The organism is Pseudomonas sp. FeS53a (genome assembly GCF_000931385.1).
GTDB classification, from domain to species: Bacteria; Pseudomonadota; Gammaproteobacteria; order Pseudomonadales; family Pseudomonadaceae; genus Metapseudomonas; species Metapseudomonas otitidis.
The window spans coordinates 128720-146270 of the sequence record NZ_JYFT01000045.1; the positions used below are offsets into that span (position 1 = coordinate 128720).

The following is a 17551-nucleotide window of genomic DNA, read 5'->3' on the forward strand; positions in this document are numbered from 1 at the left end:
AGCCGATCGCATCGGCGCGGTGCGCTGCGGCAGGTCGACGCCTGCCTCGACATCACTCCGGGGCGAACAGCTGCTGCACCACGGAGAAGTCCTGGCGGCCCTTGCCCTGCTTGAGCAGCAGGCGGTAGAGCTGCAGCGCCAGGGCGCCCATGGGGGTGCTGCTGGCGCTGCGGCCGGCGGCCTCCTGGGCCAGGCCGAGGTCCTTGGCCATCAGTTCGGCCATGAAGCCGCCCTGGTAGCCGTTGCTGGCGGGGGCGTTGGGCATCACCCCCGGCCAGGGGTTGTAGCGCTCCAGCACCCAGTTGCCGCCGGAGCTCTGGCGCATGATCTCGGCCAGCACGGCGGGGTCGAGCTGGTTGGCGACGCCGAGGGCCATGGCTTCGGCGGTGGCGATCATCTGCACGGCAAGCACCTGGTTGTTGCACACCTTGGCCACCTGGCCGGCACCGGCCGGGCCGGCGTGGAACAGGTTGCGCCCCATCAGTGCCAGCAGCGGGCGGGCGCGCTCCAGGGCCTCGGCCTCGCCGCCGATCATGAAGGTGAGGGTGCCGGCGGCGGCGCCGGCGGTGCCACCGGAGACCGGCGCATCGAGCAGGGCGATGCCCCGTTCACGGGCGGCAGCATGCACGCGCCGGGCGGCCTCGGGGGCGATGGTGGAGCACTCCAGCACCAGGGTGCCGGCGGGCAGCCCGGCCAGCAGGCCGTCGTCGCCCAGGTAGAGGTCTTCGACGTGGTGGCTGGCGGGCAGCATGCTGACCACCACCTCGGCGCCCTGGACGGCGTCCCGGGCATCGACGGCGGCCTTGGCCCCTTCGGCCACCAGTTGATCCATGGCGGCGCGGACCAGGTCGAAGACCTGCAGGGCATGGCCGCCCTTGATGAGGTTGCGGGCCATGGGCAGGCCCATGTTGCCGAGACCGATGAAGGCGATTGTTGTCATTGTCGTGCTCCTTGGGTCGCGTGGGAGGGGGTTAGAGGTCCGCCAGGGGGTGATCGCCCTCCCAGGTGGGCTCGAAGTGGGCTTCGATCACGTTGCGCGGCACGCTGTCCACGCTCGGCCAGTGCCAGCGCGGGGCGTTGTCCTTGTCGATCAGGCGGGCGCGCACGCCTTCGGGGAATTCCGGGTGGCGGCAGCAGTTCAGGCTCATGGCGTATTCCATGCGGAACACCTCGGCCAGGGAGCGGTGGCGGGCGCGGCGGATCTGCTCCCAAACCAGGTGCCCGGTGAGCGGGCAGCCGGCAACCAGGGTGCGGGCGGCGCGGGCCAGCAGGGCGTCTTCGTCGTGCTGCAGGGCGGCGATGGCGTGCCAGGCGGCGGGCAGTTCGGCTACGTCCAGCAGGTTGTCGAGGCGGGCCCGGCGCGGCAGCCACTGGGCCTCGGGCAGCTGCGGGCGGGCGCCGGCTTCCAGGGCCCGCAGCAGGCTGGTGAGCTGGGCGCCGCTGTGCTCGCGCCAGTTGAGCTGGGCGAGGCCGTCCAGCAGGGCCTCCTGCTGGTCGTCCAGCAGGAAGCGGTCGGCCAGGCCCAGGTCCAGCGCGTCACGGGCGTTGATGCCGCTGGCGGTGAGGCCGAGGAACAGGCCCAGGCGCCCGGGCAGGCGGGCGAGGAACCAGCTGCCGCCGACGTCGGGGTAGAGGCCGATGTTGACCTCCGGCATGCCCAGCCGGCTGGAGGGGGTGACGATGCGGATCGCCGCGCCCTGCATCAGGCCCATGCCGCCGCCCAGCACGTGGCCGTGGGCCCAGCAGATGAGCGGCTTGGGGTAGGTGTGCAGGCGGTGGTCGAGGCGGTACTCGTCGGCGAAGAAGCGCGCCGCCAGCGACGGCACTTCGCCGGGGTGCTCGCGGCAGGCTTCCGCCAGCCGGCGCACGTCGCCGCCGGCGCAGAAGGCCTTGGGCCCGCTGCCGCGCAGCAGCACGCAGACCAGGTCCGGGTCGCTGGCCCAGGCGTCGAGGCGGGCCTCCAGCGCTTCGATCATCGGCAGGCTGAGGGCGTTGAGGCTGGCCTCGGCGTCCAGGGTGGCGATGCCGATGCGCGCGCCGTCGCGGCCGTGGCGCTCTTCGAATTTCACGTTCATGGCATCGCTCTCACTGGTTGCGCCACTTGGGTTCGCGCTTTTCGAGGAAGGCGTTGACGCCTTCGCGGGTGTCCTCGGCGTCGAACAGGTCGACGAAGCGCTCGCGCTCCTCGGGCAGCCAGGTGTTCGGGGCGCGTTCGCGGGCGCCCTGGATCAGCGGCTTGATGGTGCGCACCGCCACCGGGCTCTGGCGGGCGACCTTGGCCGCCAGCAGCAGGGCGGTGCCACGGGCTTCGCCGCTGTCCACCACCTGCTCCACCAGGCCGATGCGCTGGGCGGTGTCGGCGTCGATGCGCTCGCCGCAGAGGATCATGCGCTTGGCCCAGCCTTCGCCCACCAGCCAGGACAGCGCCTGGGTGCCGCCGGCGCAGGGCAGCAGGCCGACGGTGGCCTCGGGCAGGGCCATCTGCGCATGCCGCTCGGCGATGCGGATGTCGCAGGCCAGGGCGCACTCCAGGCCGCCGCCCATGGCGTAGCCGTTGATGGCGGCGATGGACACGCCACGGAAGTCGCGCAGGGCTTCGAAGGCTTCGCCGAAGCGCCGGGCCATTTCCCGGGCGCGGGCCTTGTCGCCGTCGGCGAACATGTTGAGGTCGGCGCCGGCGCTGAAGAACTTGGGCCCCTGGCCGGTCACCACCAGGGCGTAGATGGCGTCGTCGCGGTTGAGGTGCTCCACCAGTTGCTTGAGGCCGATGAGGGATTCGCGGTCCCAGGTGTTGGCCGGCGGGTTGTTGATGGTGAGCAGGGCGGTGTGGCCGTGCTTCTCCACGGTGAGCTTGTGGGTGAGGTCGAAGACGCCGGTCTTGTAGGGTTCGACTGCGGTGCTCATGTGCATCTCCTTAACGCATTCGTCATAGCAGGCGGTCGAGTGTGCCGCCCTGTTCCAGTAAACGGCGCGCCGTGATGACGCGCATGATCTCGTTGGTGCCTTCGAGGATCTGGTGCACGCGGGTGTCGCGCACCCAGCGCTCCAGAGGGTAGTCGTTCAGATAGCCGTAGCCGCCATGAAGTTGCAGGGCCTGGTTGCACACCTCGAAGCACTGGTCGGTGGCGAAGCGCTTGGCCATGGCGCAGTAGAGGCTGGCCTCGGGGTGGCGCTGGTCCAGGCGGTGGGCGGCCAGGCGCACCATCTGCCGGCTGGCGGTGAGGTCGGTGAGCATGTCGGCGAGCTTGAACTGCAGGGCCTGGAAGCTGGCCAGGGGCTTGCCGAACTGCCGGCGCTCCTCGACGTAGCGCAGGCTCTGCTCCAGCGCGGCCTGGGCGGCGCCGAGGGAGCAGCTGGCGATGTTCAGGCGGCCGCCGTCGAGGCCCTTCATGGCGTAGACGAAGCCTTCGCCCTCTGGGCCGATGCGGTGGCTGGCGGGGATGCGCACGCCGTCGAAGGCGATGGTGCGGGTGGGCTGGGCGCGCCAGCCCATCTTGTCTTCGTTGCGGCCGTAGCGGATGCCTTCGGCGTCGGCCGGCACCAGGAAGCAGGAGATGCCCTTGGCGCCGTCTTCGCCGGTGCGCGCCATGACGATCAGCACCTGGGTGCTGCCGGCGCCGGAGATGAAGCACTTGCTGCCGTCCAGCACGTAGTGCTCGCCGTCGCGCCGGGCGCGGGTGCGCAGGTGGGCGGCGTCGGAGCCGGCGTCGGGCTCGGTGAGGCAGTAGGAGGCCAGCAGCCGGCCGTCCAGCAGGCCCGGCAGCCACTGGGCCTTGAGCGCGGCGTCGCCGAAGGAGGCGAGCATCCAGGTGGCCATGTTGTGGATGGTGAGGTAGGCGGTGGTGGCCACGCAGCCGGCGGCCAGTTGCTCGAAGATCAGCGCGGCGGAGAGCCGCGAGAGCCCGAGGCCGCCGTCGTCCTCGGCGATGTACAGCCCCAGGTAGCCCTGTTCGGCGGCCCGGCGGATGACCTCCACCGGGAAGTGGTGCTCGCGGTCCCAGTCGGCGGCGTGGGGTGCCAGCTCCCGCGCGGCGAAGGCGCGGGCGCTGTCGGTCAGCAGGCGTTGTTCATCGCTGAGGTCGAAATCCATGGCGTCTCACTGCAGGGTCAGGGGTTTGCCGGCGGCCCGCCGTTCGGCCTGCCAGTCGGCTTCGCTGGGAAGCGCGGTGCTGGCGTCGAGGCGGTCGACGATCTCGAAATAGTCCTGCTTGAGCGGGTCCTTGAACACCTCGTCGCGGTGCTTGACCCGGACGGCGTACACCGTCTGCAGGTTCTGGTGGTCGAAGGCGCGCCACTGCTGCTCGCCCTTGAGGAGGCTGTAGCGGTGGCCTTCGAGGGCCTTGATCAGGGCTTCGCTGTCGAGGCTGTTGCTGCGGCGCGCGGCATCGGCCCATTGCTGGACGATGCTGTAGGCCGAGGCGGCGGAGCTGGAGGGGTACATGCCGTAGCGGGTCTTGAACGCTTCGACGAAGGCCTGGCCGCGTTCGGATTTCTCCAGGGCGGGGACGCGCCAGGTCCAGGGTTCGGTGCCGATCACGCCCTGCATGAGGTCGGGGCCGGCCTGCTCGACGATGCTCTGGGTGAGGTTGGGCGCGACGATCTGCATGCGCTCGGTCAGGCCCAGGTCGCGGGCGATGCGCATGGCGCGCACCAGGTCTTCGCCGAACAGCACCAGGGCCAGCACCTGGGCGTCGCTGGCGGCGGCCTGGGCGAGGGCGTCGCGGTAGTCACTGAGGCGGGCGCCGGGGAAGGGCACGCGCACGCCGGGGTGGCCGGCGCTGTCCTGGCTGCCGGTGGCCTTGCGCAGCGAGGCTTCGGTGGTCTGCCCCCAGGTGTAGTCGGCGGTGACGTAGAAGTAGCGTTTGCCGGGCAGGGTCTTGCTCAGGTACTGGCCCAGTACGCCGGCGCTCATCCAGGCGTTGTTGCACTCGCGGAACATGTAGCGGTGGCCGTTCTTGCCGGTGGTGTCGTTGGAGTAGGTGAGGGTGCCGAAGTACAGCAGGCCGCGCTCGCGGGCCCGTTCGCCGGAGGCGATGGCCACCGCGCTGGAGGCGCCGCCGAAGAGCATGGCGGCGCCTTCGTCGGCGAGCTTGTCGACGTTCTTCACGGCCTTTTCCGGGCGTGAGGCGGTGTCCTTGGCGGACAGCCGCAGGGTGCGGCCGAGCACGCCGCCCGCTGCGTTGATCTCGTCGATGGCCAGCAACGCGCCTCGCATCTGGGCCAGTCCCTCTTCCTTGTATGAGCCGGTGCGCGGGTAGTTGAGGCCGAGGGTGATGGGCTCGGCAGCCTGCGCACAGGCGGTGATCCCGGCCCAGAGGGCCAGGGTGGCAGTCAAACGGCGCATGGGGGTTCCTCCTTGTTGTTGTGGAGGAACCTTTTACGCCGGTCCCGGGTGGGTTGAGATTCTCTTTTCGTCTAACAGGCTGTCGGATACCCGCCTGCTACTTGAGCTGGATGGTCATGTTCGGGCCGCTCACCGGGCTGTCGTCGAACCAGCGGGTGGTGACGGTCTTGGTCTCGGTGTAGAAGCGCACCGCCTGCTTGCCGTAGGCGTGCAGGTCGCCGTAGAAGGAGCCCTTCCAGCCGGTGAAGGAGAAGAACGGCAGCGGCACCGGGATGGGGACGTTGATGCCCACCTGGCCCACTTCCACGGCGTGCTGGAAGTGTCGCGCGGCGCCGCCGGAGCGGGTGAACAGGCTGGTGCCGTTGCCGTAGGGGCTGGCGTTGACCAGGGCGATGGCCTCGTCGAGGGTGTCCACCTCCACGCAGGCCAGCACCGGACCGAAGATTTCCTCGCGGTACAGGCCCATGCGCGGGGTGACGCCGCGGAACAGGGTGGGGCCGAGCCAGTTGCCATCGGGGTAGCCGGGTACTTCGCAGTGGGAGCCGTCGAGCAGGCATTCGGCGCCTTCGGCCTTGCCCTCGGCGATCAGCCGCAGCACGCGCTGGCGGGCCTGCTGGCTGATCAGCGGGCCGTAGGCGGCCTGGGGGTCGCTCCAGTGGCCGGGTCGCAGCTGGGCCATCTGCTCGGCCAGTTCGCCGATCCACTCCCGCGCCTGGCCGACGAAGACGGCGACGCTGATGGCCATGCAGCGCTGGCCGGCGGCGCCGCAGCTGGCGCCGATGAGGTTGCTCAGGGTCTGTTCCTTGTTGGCGTCGGGGAGGATCACCATGTGGTTCTTGGCCCCGGCGAAGGCCTGCACGCGCTTCATGTGCGCGGTGCCGGTGCGGTACACGTGCTGGCCGACCGGCACCGAGCCGACGAAGGAGATGGCGCGCACCTCGGGGTGGGTGAGCAGGGCATCCACCTGTTCGCGGCCGCCGTGCAGCACCTGCAGCACGCCCTTGGGCGCGCCGGCTTCGAGGAACAGCTCGGCGAGGCGGTTGGGGGTCAGCGGGTCCTGCTCGGAGGGCTTGAGGATGAAGGTGTTGCCGCAGGCGATGGCCAGGGGAAACATCCACAGCGGGATCATCGCCGGGAAGTTGAAGGGGGTGATGCCGACGCACACGCCCAGGGGCTGGATCCAGCTGGCAGTGTCGATCTCGCGGGCGACGTTCTCCACCGTCTCGCCCATCATCAGGCTGGCCACGTTGGCGGCGTGCTCTGCCACCTCGATGCCGCGCCAGACGTCGCCCTTGGCGTCGGCGAAAGTCTTGCCGGTCTCGCTGGCCAGCAGCTCGGCCAGTTCGTCGTGGTGCTCCTTGAGCAGGTGCTGGTAGCGCAGCATCAGGCGGGCACGTTCCGGGACGGGGACTTCGCGCCAGGTGAGGAAGGCGTCGCGGGCGCTGGCCACGGCGGCTTCGATCTCCTCGGCGGTGGCACGGGGCGCCAGGGCCAGCACGGCCTGGGTGGCGGGATCGGTGACTTCGATCAGCTCGCGGGCGCGGCTTTCGCGCCATTGGCCATCGATCAGCTGGGGAATCGTCCTGCTCATGCTTGCCTCCGCCCGTCCTCGGGCCCTTTGTTGTTCTGTGTGCCGTTTATAGCGGGGCGCCGGGCGCTTGTGGATTGACGATCTTGGCGCCGGGATGGACGATCTTGGCATTGCTGGCTACCACAAGAACAACCATGAGCCGCTCCGTGGAAACCTCCAACTGGCCGCTGCCGGCCGATGGCATCCGCCTGATCACGCCGCCCCGCCTGCGTCGCCTGCTGGCCCGCCACCCCTTGGCAGCCGGCTGCTACCCGCTGGCGCTGGGCTATTACCCGGACGCCGCGGGGCACCGCATGCTGCGCCTGGCCCCGGACGACCATCTGCTGATCTACTGCCGTGCCGGGCAAGGCTGGCTGGAGACCGGGGATGGACGATTCGACGTGGCAGGTGGGGACCTGCTGGTGCTGCCCAAGGGCCGCATGCACGCCTATGGCGCCGACCTGCAGCGCCCGTGGAGCATCTACTGGGTGCACTTCGAGGGGGAGCTGGCGGCGGATTTCCTGCGCTTTCTCGGCGAACCGGGCCTGCGTCGCATCGGTGCCCAGCCGCGCCTGCTGGCGGACTTCGACGGGCTGCTGGGGCTGCGCAAGCAGGGCCTGAATCCCAGGCACCATGTGCATGCGGCCCACCAGTTGCAGGCGCTGCTGACGTCGCTGGCGGTGCTGCCGGCGCGGGGTTTTCTCAAGTCCGGGCGGGTGCTGGACGTGGACGCGGTGCAGGCGGTGATGCGTGCGCACTTGCACGAGCAGCTGAACCTCGACCAGTTGGCGGCGCAGTTCAAGCTTTCGCGCTTCCACTTCGCCAAGACCTACCGTGCCCTGACCGGCCACGCGCCGATCCAGGATTTCATCCAGCTGAAGATGGCCCACGCCTGCCGCCTGCTGGACGAGGGCAGCCTGGGGGTGCGGCAGATCGCTGAGCAGCTGGGCTACGAGGACGCCTATTACTTCTCCCGCCTGTTCCGCAAGGTGGTGGGCATGGCGCCCAGCCATTACCGGGCGCTGCACCTGGGGTGACGGGCCCTGGGTGTGGCCCGGTGCCTGAAACGGGGCAGGCGGCGCGGCATAATGCGCGCCCCGGCCCCGGACCCTTCCCATGCGCAAACCGCTTTCCCTCTATCACCCCTGGCTCTACGCGTTGCGCGTCTGGCAGCGGCGCCTGGCGCGTGCGCTCTACTGGCGCCTGTCGTCCCGGCGCTTGGGGCGGGTGGCGGATGCGCGCCTGCCGTACCGCTACATCCGCCACACGTCCAAGCTGATCCGCCGGCTGGGCGACAGCGACCTGGCGCTGCAGCACAACAAGGTGATCAACCTGCGCCTGGCGGTGGCGTGCATGGACGGGGTGGTGATCGGCCCGGGGGAGTATTTCTCCTTCTGCCAGTTGCTCGGCCCGCCCACGGCGCGGCGCGGGTTCGTCGAGGGCATGGAGCTGTCGTTCGGCGAGGCGCGTTCCGGCATTGGCGGCGGGGTGTGCCAGTTGAGCAACCTGATCCACTGGATGGCGCTGCACTCGCCGCTGCGGGTGGTGGAGCGGGCCAACCACAGTTTCGACCCCTTCCCGGACGAGGGGCGGGTGCTGCCGTTCGGCTCCGGGGCGGCGATCTTCTACAACTACATCGACCTGGTGCTGCACAACCCCACCGACCAGGCCTTCCAGCTGTCGCTGAAGGTGGCCGAGCACCAGTTGGAGGGGCTGCTGCTGTGCGCGGCGCCCCGGCCGTTCCGCTACCACGTCTACCAGCGCGGGCACCGCTTCATCCGCGAGGGGGGCGAGGTGCTGCGCCTCAACGAGATCTGGCGGGACGTGCGCGAGAAGGGCCAGGAGGGACGGCTGGTGGCCAGCGAGTGCCTCTATCGCAACCGCGTACGGGTGAAGTACGCGGTGGACGAGGCACTGCTGGAGCCCGGCTAGGGGCGGGCGCCCAGGGTTTCGGCGCGGCGCAGCCAGGCCTGGCGCTGCTCCTCGGTGGAGGTGCGCACCGGGGCGAACTCCGCCAGGTGGCGGGTGCGGATGCCGCAGAAGCCGAGGATGGTGCGCTTCATCTGCCGGTGCCCGGGGGCGCCGTAGACCCAGCGGAAGTACCAGGGTGGCGTGTCGAGGGTCACCAGCAGGTCGGCGGTGCGGCCCTGCAGCAGCTTGTCCCAGCTGCGTGGGCCCCGGTAGCGGAAGGCGAAGCCGGGCAGCAGCACACGGTCGAGGAAGCCCTTGAGCAGGGCCGGCACGCCGCCCCACCAGACCGGGTAGACGAACACCAGGTGCTGGGCCCAGTGGATCTGCCGTTGGGCTTCGAGCAGGTCCGGCTCCAGGGGCTGGTTCTGGTCGTAGCCCTGGCGCAGCACCGGGTCGAAGGCCATCTCGCTGAGCTTAAGCACCCGCACCACATGGCCTTCGCCACGGGCGCCCTGGGCATAGGCGTCGCCCAGGGCGCCGCACAGGCTGTTGTCCTTGGGCGAGCCGAGGATCATCAGGATGCGCTTGCCGTCGCCTTCCAGCGGGGTGGCACCGTGCTTGGCGGAGTCAACCATGCTGGCCGGCCTCCAGCATGGTTTCCGGGCGTACCCAGGCGTCAAAGTCGGCTTCGCTCACCAGTCCGAGGGCCAGCGCCGCTTCACGCAGGGTGGTGCCTTCGGCGTAGGCCTTCTTGGCGATCTGCGCGGCCTTGTCGTAGCCGATGTGCGGGTTGAGGGCGGTCACCAGCATCAGGCCGCGCTCCAGGTGCTCGGCCATGCGCGCGGCGTCGGGCTCCATGCCGGCCACGCAGTGGCGCTGGAAGTTGCGTGAGCCATCGGCCAGCAGGCGGATGGACTGCAGGATGTTGTGGGCGATCACCGGCTTGAACACGTTGAGCTGCAGGTGCCCGTGGCTGGCGGCGAGGCTGATGGTGGTGTCGTTGCCGATCACTTGGCAGGCGAGCATGGAGAGCGCTTCGCACTGGGTCGGGTTGACCTTGCCGGGCATGATCGAGCTGCCCGGCTCGTTGGCCGGCAGCCTGACTTCCGCCAGGCCGCCCCGGGGGCCGGAGCCCAGCAGGCGCAGGTCGTTGGCGATCTTCATCAGGGCCACGGCGAGGGTCTTGAGCGCGCCGGAGAGGGCCACCAGCGGCTCGTGCCCGGCGAGGGCAGCGAACTTGTTGGGCGCGGAGACGAAGGGCAGCCCGGCCAGCGCCGCCAGTTCCGCCGCCATGGCTTCGGCGAAACCGTGGGGGGCATTGAGCCCGGTGCCGACGGCGGTGCCGCCCTGGGCCAGTTGGTAGACCGCCGGCAGGGCATTGCGGATGGCGCGCTCGGCGTAGTCCAGCTGGGCGACGAAGGCGGAGAGCTCCTGGCCGAAGGTGATGGGCGTGGCGTCCATCAGGTGGGTGCGCCCGGTCTTCACCAGGCGGGCATGGCGCGCAGCCTGCTCGGCCAGGCCGCCGGTCAGCTCGGCCAGCGCCGGCAGCAGGTCGCGGTGGATGGCCTGGGCCACGGCGATGTGCATGGCGGTGGGGAAGCTGTCGTTGGAGCTCTGGGCGTGGTTGACGTGGTCGTTGGGGTGCACCGGGCTCTTGCCGCCCCGTGGGCCGCCGGCCAGTTCGTTGGCGCGGCCGGCGATCACTTCGTTGACGTTCATGTTGCTCTGGGTGCCGCTGCCGGTCTGCCAGACCACCAGGGGGAACTGGTCGTCGTGCTGGTGGGCGAGGACTTCGTCGGCGGCCTGTTCGATCAGGCGGGCGATGTCCGGGCTGATGCCGCCATTGCGGCCGTTGACCCGGGCGGCGGCCTTCTTCACCAGCGCCAGGGCATGCACCACGGGGAGGGGCATGCGTTCCTCGCCGATGGCGAAGTTTTCCAGCGAGCGCTGGGTCTGGGCGCCCCAGTAGGCGTCTTCGGCGACGCTGACGGGGCCCAGGCTGTCGGTTTCGGTTCGGCTCATTGCGCGGCTCCAGGTTCGGTTTTTCCGCAGTTTAGGCCGCGCCGGAGCCCTTGGGTTCAACGCCTGGGGGATGGATTACCAGCGCGCGCGGGTATGGCCTACCCAGCCCAGGGCGTTGTCCACGGGGACGCGCTCGCCCGTGGGGCTGAGCAGTACCCCGTCGAAGCGCCCGAACCACTGGCGTGTGTCGGCGTAGAGCGGGCCCAGGCGCGGGTTGGCCTGGTGCAGCTGGCGCGGGGTGAAGGTGAGGCGCACGCGCTCGCAGTCGCTGCTCAACTGCCAGGGGGACAGGCCGTTCTCCGGGCCTTGCCGGAGGTGCACCGGGCCGTTGAGGCGCGACAGTTCGCCACCGAACCAGAGGGCGTTCTCCGTCTCGCCGCTGGCGTCCGTCCAGCCCGCACCGAAGTTGCCGGCGATACCGCCGACGGTGGCGAAGGCGGCGCGGGTCCAGTGGCTGTTCAGCGGCCAGACGCCGCGGCCGAAGTCGAGGGCGGCGAAGCTGTGCCCCGGCATGCACGGGTACTGCCGGCGCCCCAGGCGCAGGCTGCCGGTGACCGGCAGGCCGAGTTGGCGGGTGCTGGCGTGGAAGCCGCCGTTGGCGAAAGGGGCGACCAGGTTGACCGAGTCCAGGTGCGCCGGGCGCTGCACGTCGAGGGTCGCCTGCAGTGGCTGGCCGCCGATGTCCGGCACGGCGACGCTGATGCGGGCGCGGCCGGGGAGTTCATCCACCTGCAGGTGCAGGCGCGGGTGCTCGAAGCCGTGGCTGGCCACCGGCACATCGGGCAGGTGGCAGCCGTGGGCGAGGGCGCGCAGCTGGGAGTGGGTCACGGCGCGGCCGGTTTCCAGGTCGAGGAAGTAGGCGGCGCAGTAGCCGATGTAGTCGAGGTCGGCGAGGGTGACGGAGAGCATCCAGCCGGGGGTGGTGATGCACCAGTGGTTCCAGCGCTTGCGCCGGCCGAAGTGCCCGGGGATGGCGCAATCCAGCTGCGGTCGCTGGGACCAGCCGATGGCCGATGGCTCCAGGCGGCCACGGGCGTCGCACAGGGGCTGTCGTTCGGCGGGGGCCGGGATGGGGCGGGTCATTCAGGGTCCCTGTGGGCAGCTGTCTTCCGTGGGGCGGGGAACATTAGGCGCACACGGCGGCCCAAGCTGGGGTGCCGTTCACGGTGTTGTCATCGGTGGGGCGCAAGGATGCCCAGCGCACTGGCAGCCGGCAAGTGCCCGCGCCGGACCCTGGACGGACGGCACCCCCAACCCGCGTTTGGCCGTGATGCACGGCCGCATCCATGGCTTGAGCCCCCACCGGGCTTGAGCGCAGAATGGCCCGCCCACGGGCTCGGCCCGTACCGCTCATACCAAGGAACCCCAATGACCAAGCTCCGTCTCGTTTGCTCCGCCATCGTGCTGGCCTGTGCCAGTGGCCAGGTGTTTGCCGATGCCGCCAGCCATGCCGCCAATGCCGAGCGCTTCCTCAAGCTCGCCCATGCCGACAAGCTGACCGTGCCGGTGTACGCCCAGGTGCAGCAGATGTTTGCCCAGAACTTCCAGAAGGCCAACGCGCCGGCCGACAAGAAGGCCACCCTGGAGCGCTACCAGGCCAAGGCCAATGCTGCCCTGGACAAGGCCGTGGGCTGGGACAAGCTGAAGCCGGAGCTGGTGAAGATCTACACCACCAACTTCAGCGAATCCGAGCTGAAGGACCTGATCGCCTTCTACGAATCGCCCCTGGGCAAGAAGGTGCTGGAGAAGATGCCGTCCCTGACCGCGCAATCCGCCGAACTGACCCAGTCCCGCCTGGAATCCGCCGTGCCGGAAGTGAACAAGCTGCTGTCGGACATGAACGACGAGCTGGCACCCAAGGATCAGAAGAAGAAGTGATCGGAGCCCGCCATGAGCATGCGTGACCGTATCCTGGCCGCCTTCGCGGCCCTCGAGCCCCAGCACCTCGACGTGCTGGACGAGAGCCACATGCACAGCCGTGGCCAGGAAACCCATTACAAGGCGGTGATCGTCAGCCCGGTGTTCGCCGGGTTGAATGCGGTGCGCCGCCACCAGAAGGCCTACGCGGCCCTGGGCGAGCTGATGGGGCAGTTCCACGCCCTGGCCCTGCACACCTACACCCCCGAGGAGTGGGCGCAGCAGGGCGCGGCCCCGGATTCGCCGACCTGCCGTGGCGGCAGCAAGCACGACCACTGACGGTCGTCGCAACGAGGCCGGAGGTTTCCCGGAGCGATCCGCGGGGCTTCCGGCCTTTTCATTTGGGCGTCGCCCCGGCCCCTCAGGGGCGGTGCTTCAGGGCGCGGCGCCCTGGCTTCACTCGAAACAGGAGGCTTCATGGCCCGAATCCTCAGCAAGGACACCCGGCTGTGCATGTCGTTGTCCGGCCGCCCTGGCAACTTCGGCACGCGCTTCCACAACGCGCTCTACGACCTGCTGGAGCTGGACTACGTCTACAAGGCCTTCACCACCAATGACCTGCCGGCGGCCATCGGCGGCGTGCGGGCGCTGGGCATCCGGGGCTGCGCGGTGTCGATGCCCTTCAAGGAGGCCTGCATCCCCCATCTGGATGCCCTGGACCCATCGGCGGCGGTCATCGGCTCGGTAAACACCATCGTCAACGACGAGGGCCACCTGACGGGCTACAACACCGATTACCTGGCCGTGGCCAGCCTGGTGCGCAGCCATGCCGTGGACCCCACCTCGACGCTGCTGCTGCGGGGCAGTGGTGGGATGGGCAAGGCCGTGGCCGTCGCCCTGCGCGACAGCGGCTTCGCCCGGGGCACCCTGGCGGCTCGCAACGCGTTGGCCGGGCAGGGACTGGCACAGGCCTGTGGCTACGACTGGGTGCCCTCGGCGGAGGGCCATATGGCGCAGGTATTGGTGAACGTCACGCCGCTGGGCATGGACGGCGGCCCGGAGGCCGGCCAGTTGGCGTTCGGCGCCGAGCAGGTGGCGGCGGCCGAGGTGGTCTTCGATGTGGTGGCGATCCCGGTGGAGACGCCGCTGATCCGCCTGGCCCGTTCCCTGGGCAAGCGGGTGATCACCGGGGGCGAGGTCATCGTGCTGCAGGCGGTGGAGCAGTTCGTGCTCTACACCGGCGTGCGGCCCACGCCGGAGCAGATCCGCCAGGCGGAAGCGGTGGCCCGCGCTTGAGCGCGGGCCGTTGGGTCAGAAGGCGAGGGCGGCGGTGCATGTAAAGGAAAGCTCACGTACAGGGCTCGTTCAGCTTCGTTCAGGCAGGCTGTGGGGCCTTTCACCTGACCCGAGGTCCTGAGCGCCATGATCCGTCGCGGACTCCTGTCTTCGCTCTGTCTGTCGCTGCTGCTGGCCCTGCCGGTGGCGGCCGAGGAGGCCTGGTACCTGCAGACCAGCGTCTACACCCGCCACTTTCATCCGGACCCCGAGCACAACAATCACCAGAACCTCATCGGCCTGGAGTACCAGGCCGATGACGGTGTGGTGGCGGGTGGGGCGACCTTCCGTAACTCGTTTCGCCAGCGCAGCCAGTACGCCTACGTGGGCAAGCGTTTCGACAGTGATGTGGCGCCGGTCTACCTGAAGGTGACCGGCGGGCTGCTGCAGGGTTACCGCGGCGAGTACCGCGACAAGATCCCGCTCAACCGCTTCGGCGTGGCGCCGGTGCTGATCCCGTCCCTCGGGGCCCGCCTGGGCCCGGTGGGTGGGGAGCTGGTGCTGCTGGGCAACTCGGCGATGATGGTGAACATCGGGGTCTACCTCTAGCGGCTCAGGTGCCGCTGTCGAGGAATTTCTCCAGGTACAGCCGGGTCTGGCCCAGTGCGTTGGACTCCAGCCAGCCCTTGACCGCGTCGACCATGGGCGGTGGCCCGCACACATAGAGGTCACAGACCTGTTCCCGCAGCGCATCGGCGTCTAGGTGTTCGGGCACGTAGCCCCGCGCGCCGCTCCAGTCGGCATCGCCGGGTTCGCTGACCACCGGGGTGAAGCGAAAGCCCGGCAGCCGCTCGGCGTACCCTTCGATCCGTGCCTGTTCACAGAAGTCCGCCGCCTGGCGGACGCCGTGCAGCAGGTGGATGGGCTGCTGGCAGCCCTGTTCGACCAGGGTGTCGAGCATGCCGAGGAAGGCCGATAGCCCCGTCCCACCAGCGGCCATCACTATCGGACGCTCCACCTGGCGCAGGTAGAAGGCCCCCAGCGGCGCTTCCAGTTGCAGGGTGTCGCCCACCTGGCAGCGTTCGCGCAGGTAGTCGCTCATCACCCCCTGGGGCAGCAGGCGGATGAGGAACTGCAGGCGATTGCCCGGGTTGGGGCGGTTGGCGAAGGAGTAGGCCCGATGAGCCTCGGTGCCGGGCACCTGGAGCCGGGCGTACTGCCCGGGGAGGTAGTCCAGCGGTGCACCGTCCGCCTCGACTTCCAGGATCGCCGCTGCGGACGAGACCTGCTGCAGGGCAGTGACCCGGGCGTTGCGGCGCACCAGCGGTGCGGCGTTGCACAGGCTGGAGTCGAAATCGAAGCGGAAGGTGGCGTCGGACTGCACCCGCGTCTGGCAGGCCAGGATGTAGCGGCGGGCCACTTCGTCCGCTGACAGCGCTTCCTCATCGGCGTAGTCGAGGCTGTACTGGCCGGATTCGCATTGGCCCCTGCAGGTGCCGCAGACGCCTTCGCGGCAGTCGAGGGGGATGTTGAGGCCGTGGCGCAGGGCGGCGTCCAGCAGGCGCTCGTTGCCCTGCACGGTGAGGAACTGGGTTGTGCCGTCGGCGAAGCTGAGGGCGACCTTGTGATCCATGGGCGTGGGTCCGGTTCAGAGGTGATAGAAGTCGAGCACGGCATTGATCCGGTCGTTCAGCAACAGGATGTGCTTGCGGGTGATCAGCCAGCTGTCGCCATGGGGCTTGAGCCGGTAGGTGACGTGGCCGAAGAACTGCCCGCTCTCGCCCAGGCGATGGAACAGGGTGTGCCAGTTGGCGCGCACCTCCAGTTGGCCATCGGCCTGCTCGGCAATGCGCACGTTGATGATGCTGTGCAGGGTGCGGGGCATGGGCACGGTGGATGCGGCCTTGCCGGTGCGGATGCGGAACACCCGGTCTTCCAGGCCGGCGCGGCTGGCGTAGTAGATCAGCGACATCTCGCGCTTGGGGTCGCGGGTGTAGGCGTGCTCCGAGTCCCACTGCGGCAGGTGGAACTCGCACTGCTCGTCGAACAGCGCGAGGTAGGCGTCCCAGTCCTGGGCGTCGCACAACTCGCAGGCGCGGTAGAGGAATTGCTCGATCCGGTGCTGCAGCGGCGCGTTCATTCGGTCACCTCCTTGGGTTGCAGGGCCTTGCGTTCCAGTCCGTCGAGGAGGAAGCGCTGCCAGTGGCGGTGCTGGTTGACGTAGAGGCCTTCATGGGTGCACTCCACACCGGTCATCAGCGGGGCGATGCCGAGGATCTCGCTGTTCCGAGTGGCCCCGGTGGCCCAGCGCGGGTGCCCGCGGGAGATGTCGCTCCAGCGTTCCAGGCGCCCCTGGAAACCACGCTGCTGTTCGCGGAATTCCACCAGGTCGTCGGGGGTACCCATGCCGGAGACGTTGAAGAAGTCCTCGAACTGGCGGATGCGGCTCTCGCGGTCGGCGTCCGACTCGCCCTTGACGCCGATGCACTGACTGATGATCTCGGTCTTGTTCCAGGCCAGCGGCCGCACGATGCGCAACTGGGAGCTGATCTGGTCCATGAAGAACAGGCTGGGGTAGATGTTCAGGTTGCGCAGGCGGTGCATCATCCACTCCGCCTTGGCCTGGCCGTAGGCCTCCACCAGGCGCGGCATCACGCTGGCGTAGCCGGGGCGCACGCTGGGGTTGGGCATGTCGCTGAACAGCACGCTGTGGCCGTTGTGGAAGGAGAACCAGCCGTCGTCGGTCTCGGCATCGCCGGCACCGAGCTTGCTGTAGTCGAGGGTGGCACTGGCGGTCCCCTGTGCGGCGTCCACCTGCTGGCGGTGCTGCACGGTGGCCACGTAGTTGTAGTGCACGGTGCTCACGTGGTAGCCGTCGAGGCCGTTCTCGTTCTGCAGCTTCCAGTTGCCGTCGAAGGTGTAGCTGGAACGGCCGGGCAGCACCTCCAGCTCACCGGTGGGGGACTGGGCCACCATCATGTCGAAGAACACCCGCGCATCGCCGAGGAAGTCCTCCAGGCGGTCGCTGCCGTGGATGTCGAGGCTGACGAAGACGAAGCCCTTGTAGCTCTCGATGCGGGCCTTGCGCAGGCCGCGGGTGGCCTTGTCGAAGCACTCGGAATATTCACCGGGGGCCTTCACCTTCAGCAGCCGGCCGTCGTTTTTGTAGCACCAGGCGTGGAAGGGGCAGGTGAAGGTGGACTGGTTGCCCTTGCCGACACGGGTGAGGGTGGCGCCGCGGTGCTGGCAGGCGTTGACCAGGGCGTGCAGCTGCCCGCTGGCGTCGCGGGTGACGATCAGCGGCTGGCGGCCGGCCTGCAGGGTGATGAAGTCGTTGGCGTTGGCGATCTCGCTCTCGTGGCAGGCGTAGATCCAGTTGCGCTCGAAGATCAGCTCCATTTCCAGGTCGAACAGCGCCGGCTCGGTGAACATGTCCCGGGCGATGCGGAACACGCCGTCGTGCGGGCGGAAGTCCAGGCAGCCGGTGATGTAGGCCTTCCAGTCGTCGAGGCTTCTTGTCGTGGTGGGCATGGGGGGCTCCAGGCGGTGATTCGGTGGAGCGCATTAGGGGG

18 protein-coding genes are annotated in these 17551 nt (G+C 69.3%); 6 read left to right on the plus strand and 12 right to left on the minus strand.

What is annotated here, in order from left to right; genetic code table 11:
- Positions 1-52: 52 nt before the first annotated feature.
- The 6 genes from mmsB to SZ55_RS13370 form a co-directional block, all read right to left on the minus strand.
- Positions 53-940 carry a 3-hydroxyisobutyrate dehydrogenase gene (gene mmsB / locus SZ55_RS13345; protein WP_044406582.1) on the minus strand — a complete coding sequence of 296 codons (888 nt, stop codon included), beginning with the start codon at positions 938-940 and terminating at the stop codon, positions 53-55.
- 31 nt (positions 941-971) lie between these two features.
- Positions 972-2075 carry an enoyl-CoA hydratase/isomerase family protein gene (locus SZ55_RS13350; protein ID WP_044406585.1) on the minus strand — a complete coding sequence of 368 codons (1104 nt, stop codon included), beginning with the start codon at positions 2073-2075 and terminating at the stop codon, positions 972-974.
- Positions 2076-2085: 10 nt separating this feature from the next.
- Positions 2086-2904 carry an enoyl-CoA hydratase gene (locus tag SZ55_RS13355; protein ID WP_044406587.1) on the minus strand — a complete coding sequence of 273 codons (819 nt, stop codon included), beginning with the start codon at positions 2902-2904 and terminating at the stop codon, positions 2086-2088.
- A gap of 22 nt (positions 2905-2926) precedes the next feature.
- Entirely contained in the window at positions 2927-4090 is a 1164-nt protein-coding gene (locus tag SZ55_RS13360) for an isobutyryl-CoA dehydrogenase (protein WP_044406590.1), read from the minus strand.
- A gap of 6 nt (positions 4091-4096) precedes the next feature.
- The gene (locus tag SZ55_RS13365) at positions 4097-5344 is read right to left on the minus strand and encodes an ABC transporter substrate-binding protein (protein ID WP_044406592.1); all 1248 of its coding nucleotides are present in this window, start codon (positions 5342-5344) and stop codon (positions 4097-4099) included.
- 97 nt (positions 5345-5441) lie between these two features.
- Entirely contained in the window at positions 5442-6935 is a 1494-nt protein-coding gene (locus SZ55_RS13370; RefSeq protein WP_044406594.1) for a CoA-acylating methylmalonate-semialdehyde dehydrogenase, read from the minus strand.
- Between the two features lie 134 nt (positions 6936-7069).
- Between SZ55_RS13370 and SZ55_RS13375 the strand changes: the two genes are divergently transcribed.
- Complete coding sequence (locus SZ55_RS13375; protein WP_044406597.1) at positions 7070-7951, plus strand: AraC family transcriptional regulator; 882 nt, start codon at positions 7070-7072, stop codon at positions 7949-7951.
- Between the two features lie 79 nt (positions 7952-8030).
- Positions 8031-8846, plus strand: coding sequence for a VanW family protein (locus SZ55_RS13380; RefSeq protein WP_044406600.1), 816 nt, complete (start codon positions 8031-8033; stop codon positions 8844-8846).
- On the opposite strand, the gene SZ55_RS13385 is transcribed toward SZ55_RS13380, so the two are convergent.
- The 3 genes from SZ55_RS13385 to SZ55_RS13395 all read right to left on the minus strand — a co-directional run bounded on the left by SZ55_RS13385 (position 8843) and on the right by SZ55_RS13395 (position 11930).
- Positions 8843-9460: an NAD(P)H-dependent oxidoreductase gene (locus tag SZ55_RS13385; RefSeq protein WP_044406603.1), complete on the minus strand. Its 618-nt coding sequence runs from the start codon at positions 9458-9460 to the stop codon at positions 8843-8845. The genes SZ55_RS13380 and SZ55_RS13385 overlap by 4 nt on opposite strands.
- The gene (locus SZ55_RS13390) at positions 9453-10847 is read right to left on the minus strand and encodes a class II fumarate hydratase (RefSeq protein ID WP_044406606.1); all 1395 of its coding nucleotides are present in this window, start codon (positions 10845-10847) and stop codon (positions 9453-9455) included. The genes SZ55_RS13385 and SZ55_RS13390 overlap by 8 nt, the downstream gene beginning before the upstream one ends.
- Before the next feature lie 75 nt (positions 10848-10922).
- Entirely contained in the window at positions 10923-11930 is a 1008-nt protein-coding gene (locus SZ55_RS13395; RefSeq protein WP_044406609.1) for a DUF2804 domain-containing protein, read from the minus strand.
- Between the two features lie 285 nt (positions 11931-12215).
- Here SZ55_RS13395 and SZ55_RS13400 point away from each other — a divergent pair, with 285 nt between their 5' ends.
- From SZ55_RS13400 to SZ55_RS13415, 4 genes are all read left to right on the plus strand, one after another.
- Positions 12216-12725: a DUF2059 domain-containing protein gene (locus SZ55_RS13400; RefSeq protein ID WP_044406612.1), complete on the plus strand. Its 510-nt coding sequence runs from the start codon at positions 12216-12218 to the stop codon at positions 12723-12725.
- A gap of 12 nt (positions 12726-12737) precedes the next feature.
- Positions 12738-13043 (plus strand): BolA family protein, encoded by a 306-nt coding sequence (locus tag SZ55_RS13405; protein WP_044406615.1) that lies wholly within the window; start codon positions 12738-12740, stop codon positions 13041-13043.
- Between the two features lie 138 nt (positions 13044-13181).
- Positions 13182-14000, plus strand: coding sequence for a shikimate 5-dehydrogenase (locus tag SZ55_RS13410; protein ID WP_044406618.1), 819 nt, complete (start codon positions 13182-13184; stop codon positions 13998-14000).
- Positions 14001-14144: 144 nt separating this feature from the next.
- Complete coding sequence (locus SZ55_RS13415) at positions 14145-14588, plus strand: hypothetical protein (RefSeq protein WP_044406647.1); 444 nt, start codon at positions 14145-14147, stop codon at positions 14586-14588.
- Between the two features lie 4 nt (positions 14589-14592).
- Here the strand turns inward: SZ55_RS13415 and antC are convergent, their stop codons facing one another.
- From antC to antA, 3 genes are read right to left on the minus strand one after another with little or no spacing between them, the layout of a single operon-like run.
- On the minus strand, positions 14593-15612 hold the full coding sequence (gene antC / locus SZ55_RS13420; RefSeq protein ID WP_044406622.1) for an anthranilate 1,2-dioxygenase electron transfer component AntC: 1020 nt from the start codon (positions 15610-15612) through the stop codon (positions 14593-14595).
- A gap of 15 nt (positions 15613-15627) precedes the next feature.
- The gene (antB, locus tag SZ55_RS13425) at positions 15628-16119 is read right to left on the minus strand and encodes an anthranilate 1,2-dioxygenase small subunit (protein ID WP_044406624.1); all 492 of its coding nucleotides are present in this window, start codon (positions 16117-16119) and stop codon (positions 15628-15630) included.
- On the minus strand, positions 16116-17510 hold the full coding sequence (antA, locus tag SZ55_RS13430) for an anthranilate 1,2-dioxygenase large subunit (RefSeq protein ID WP_044406626.1): 1395 nt from the start codon (positions 17508-17510) through the stop codon (positions 16116-16118). The genes antB and antA overlap by 4 nt, the downstream gene beginning before the upstream one ends.
- Positions 17511-17551: the final 41 nt, after the last annotated feature.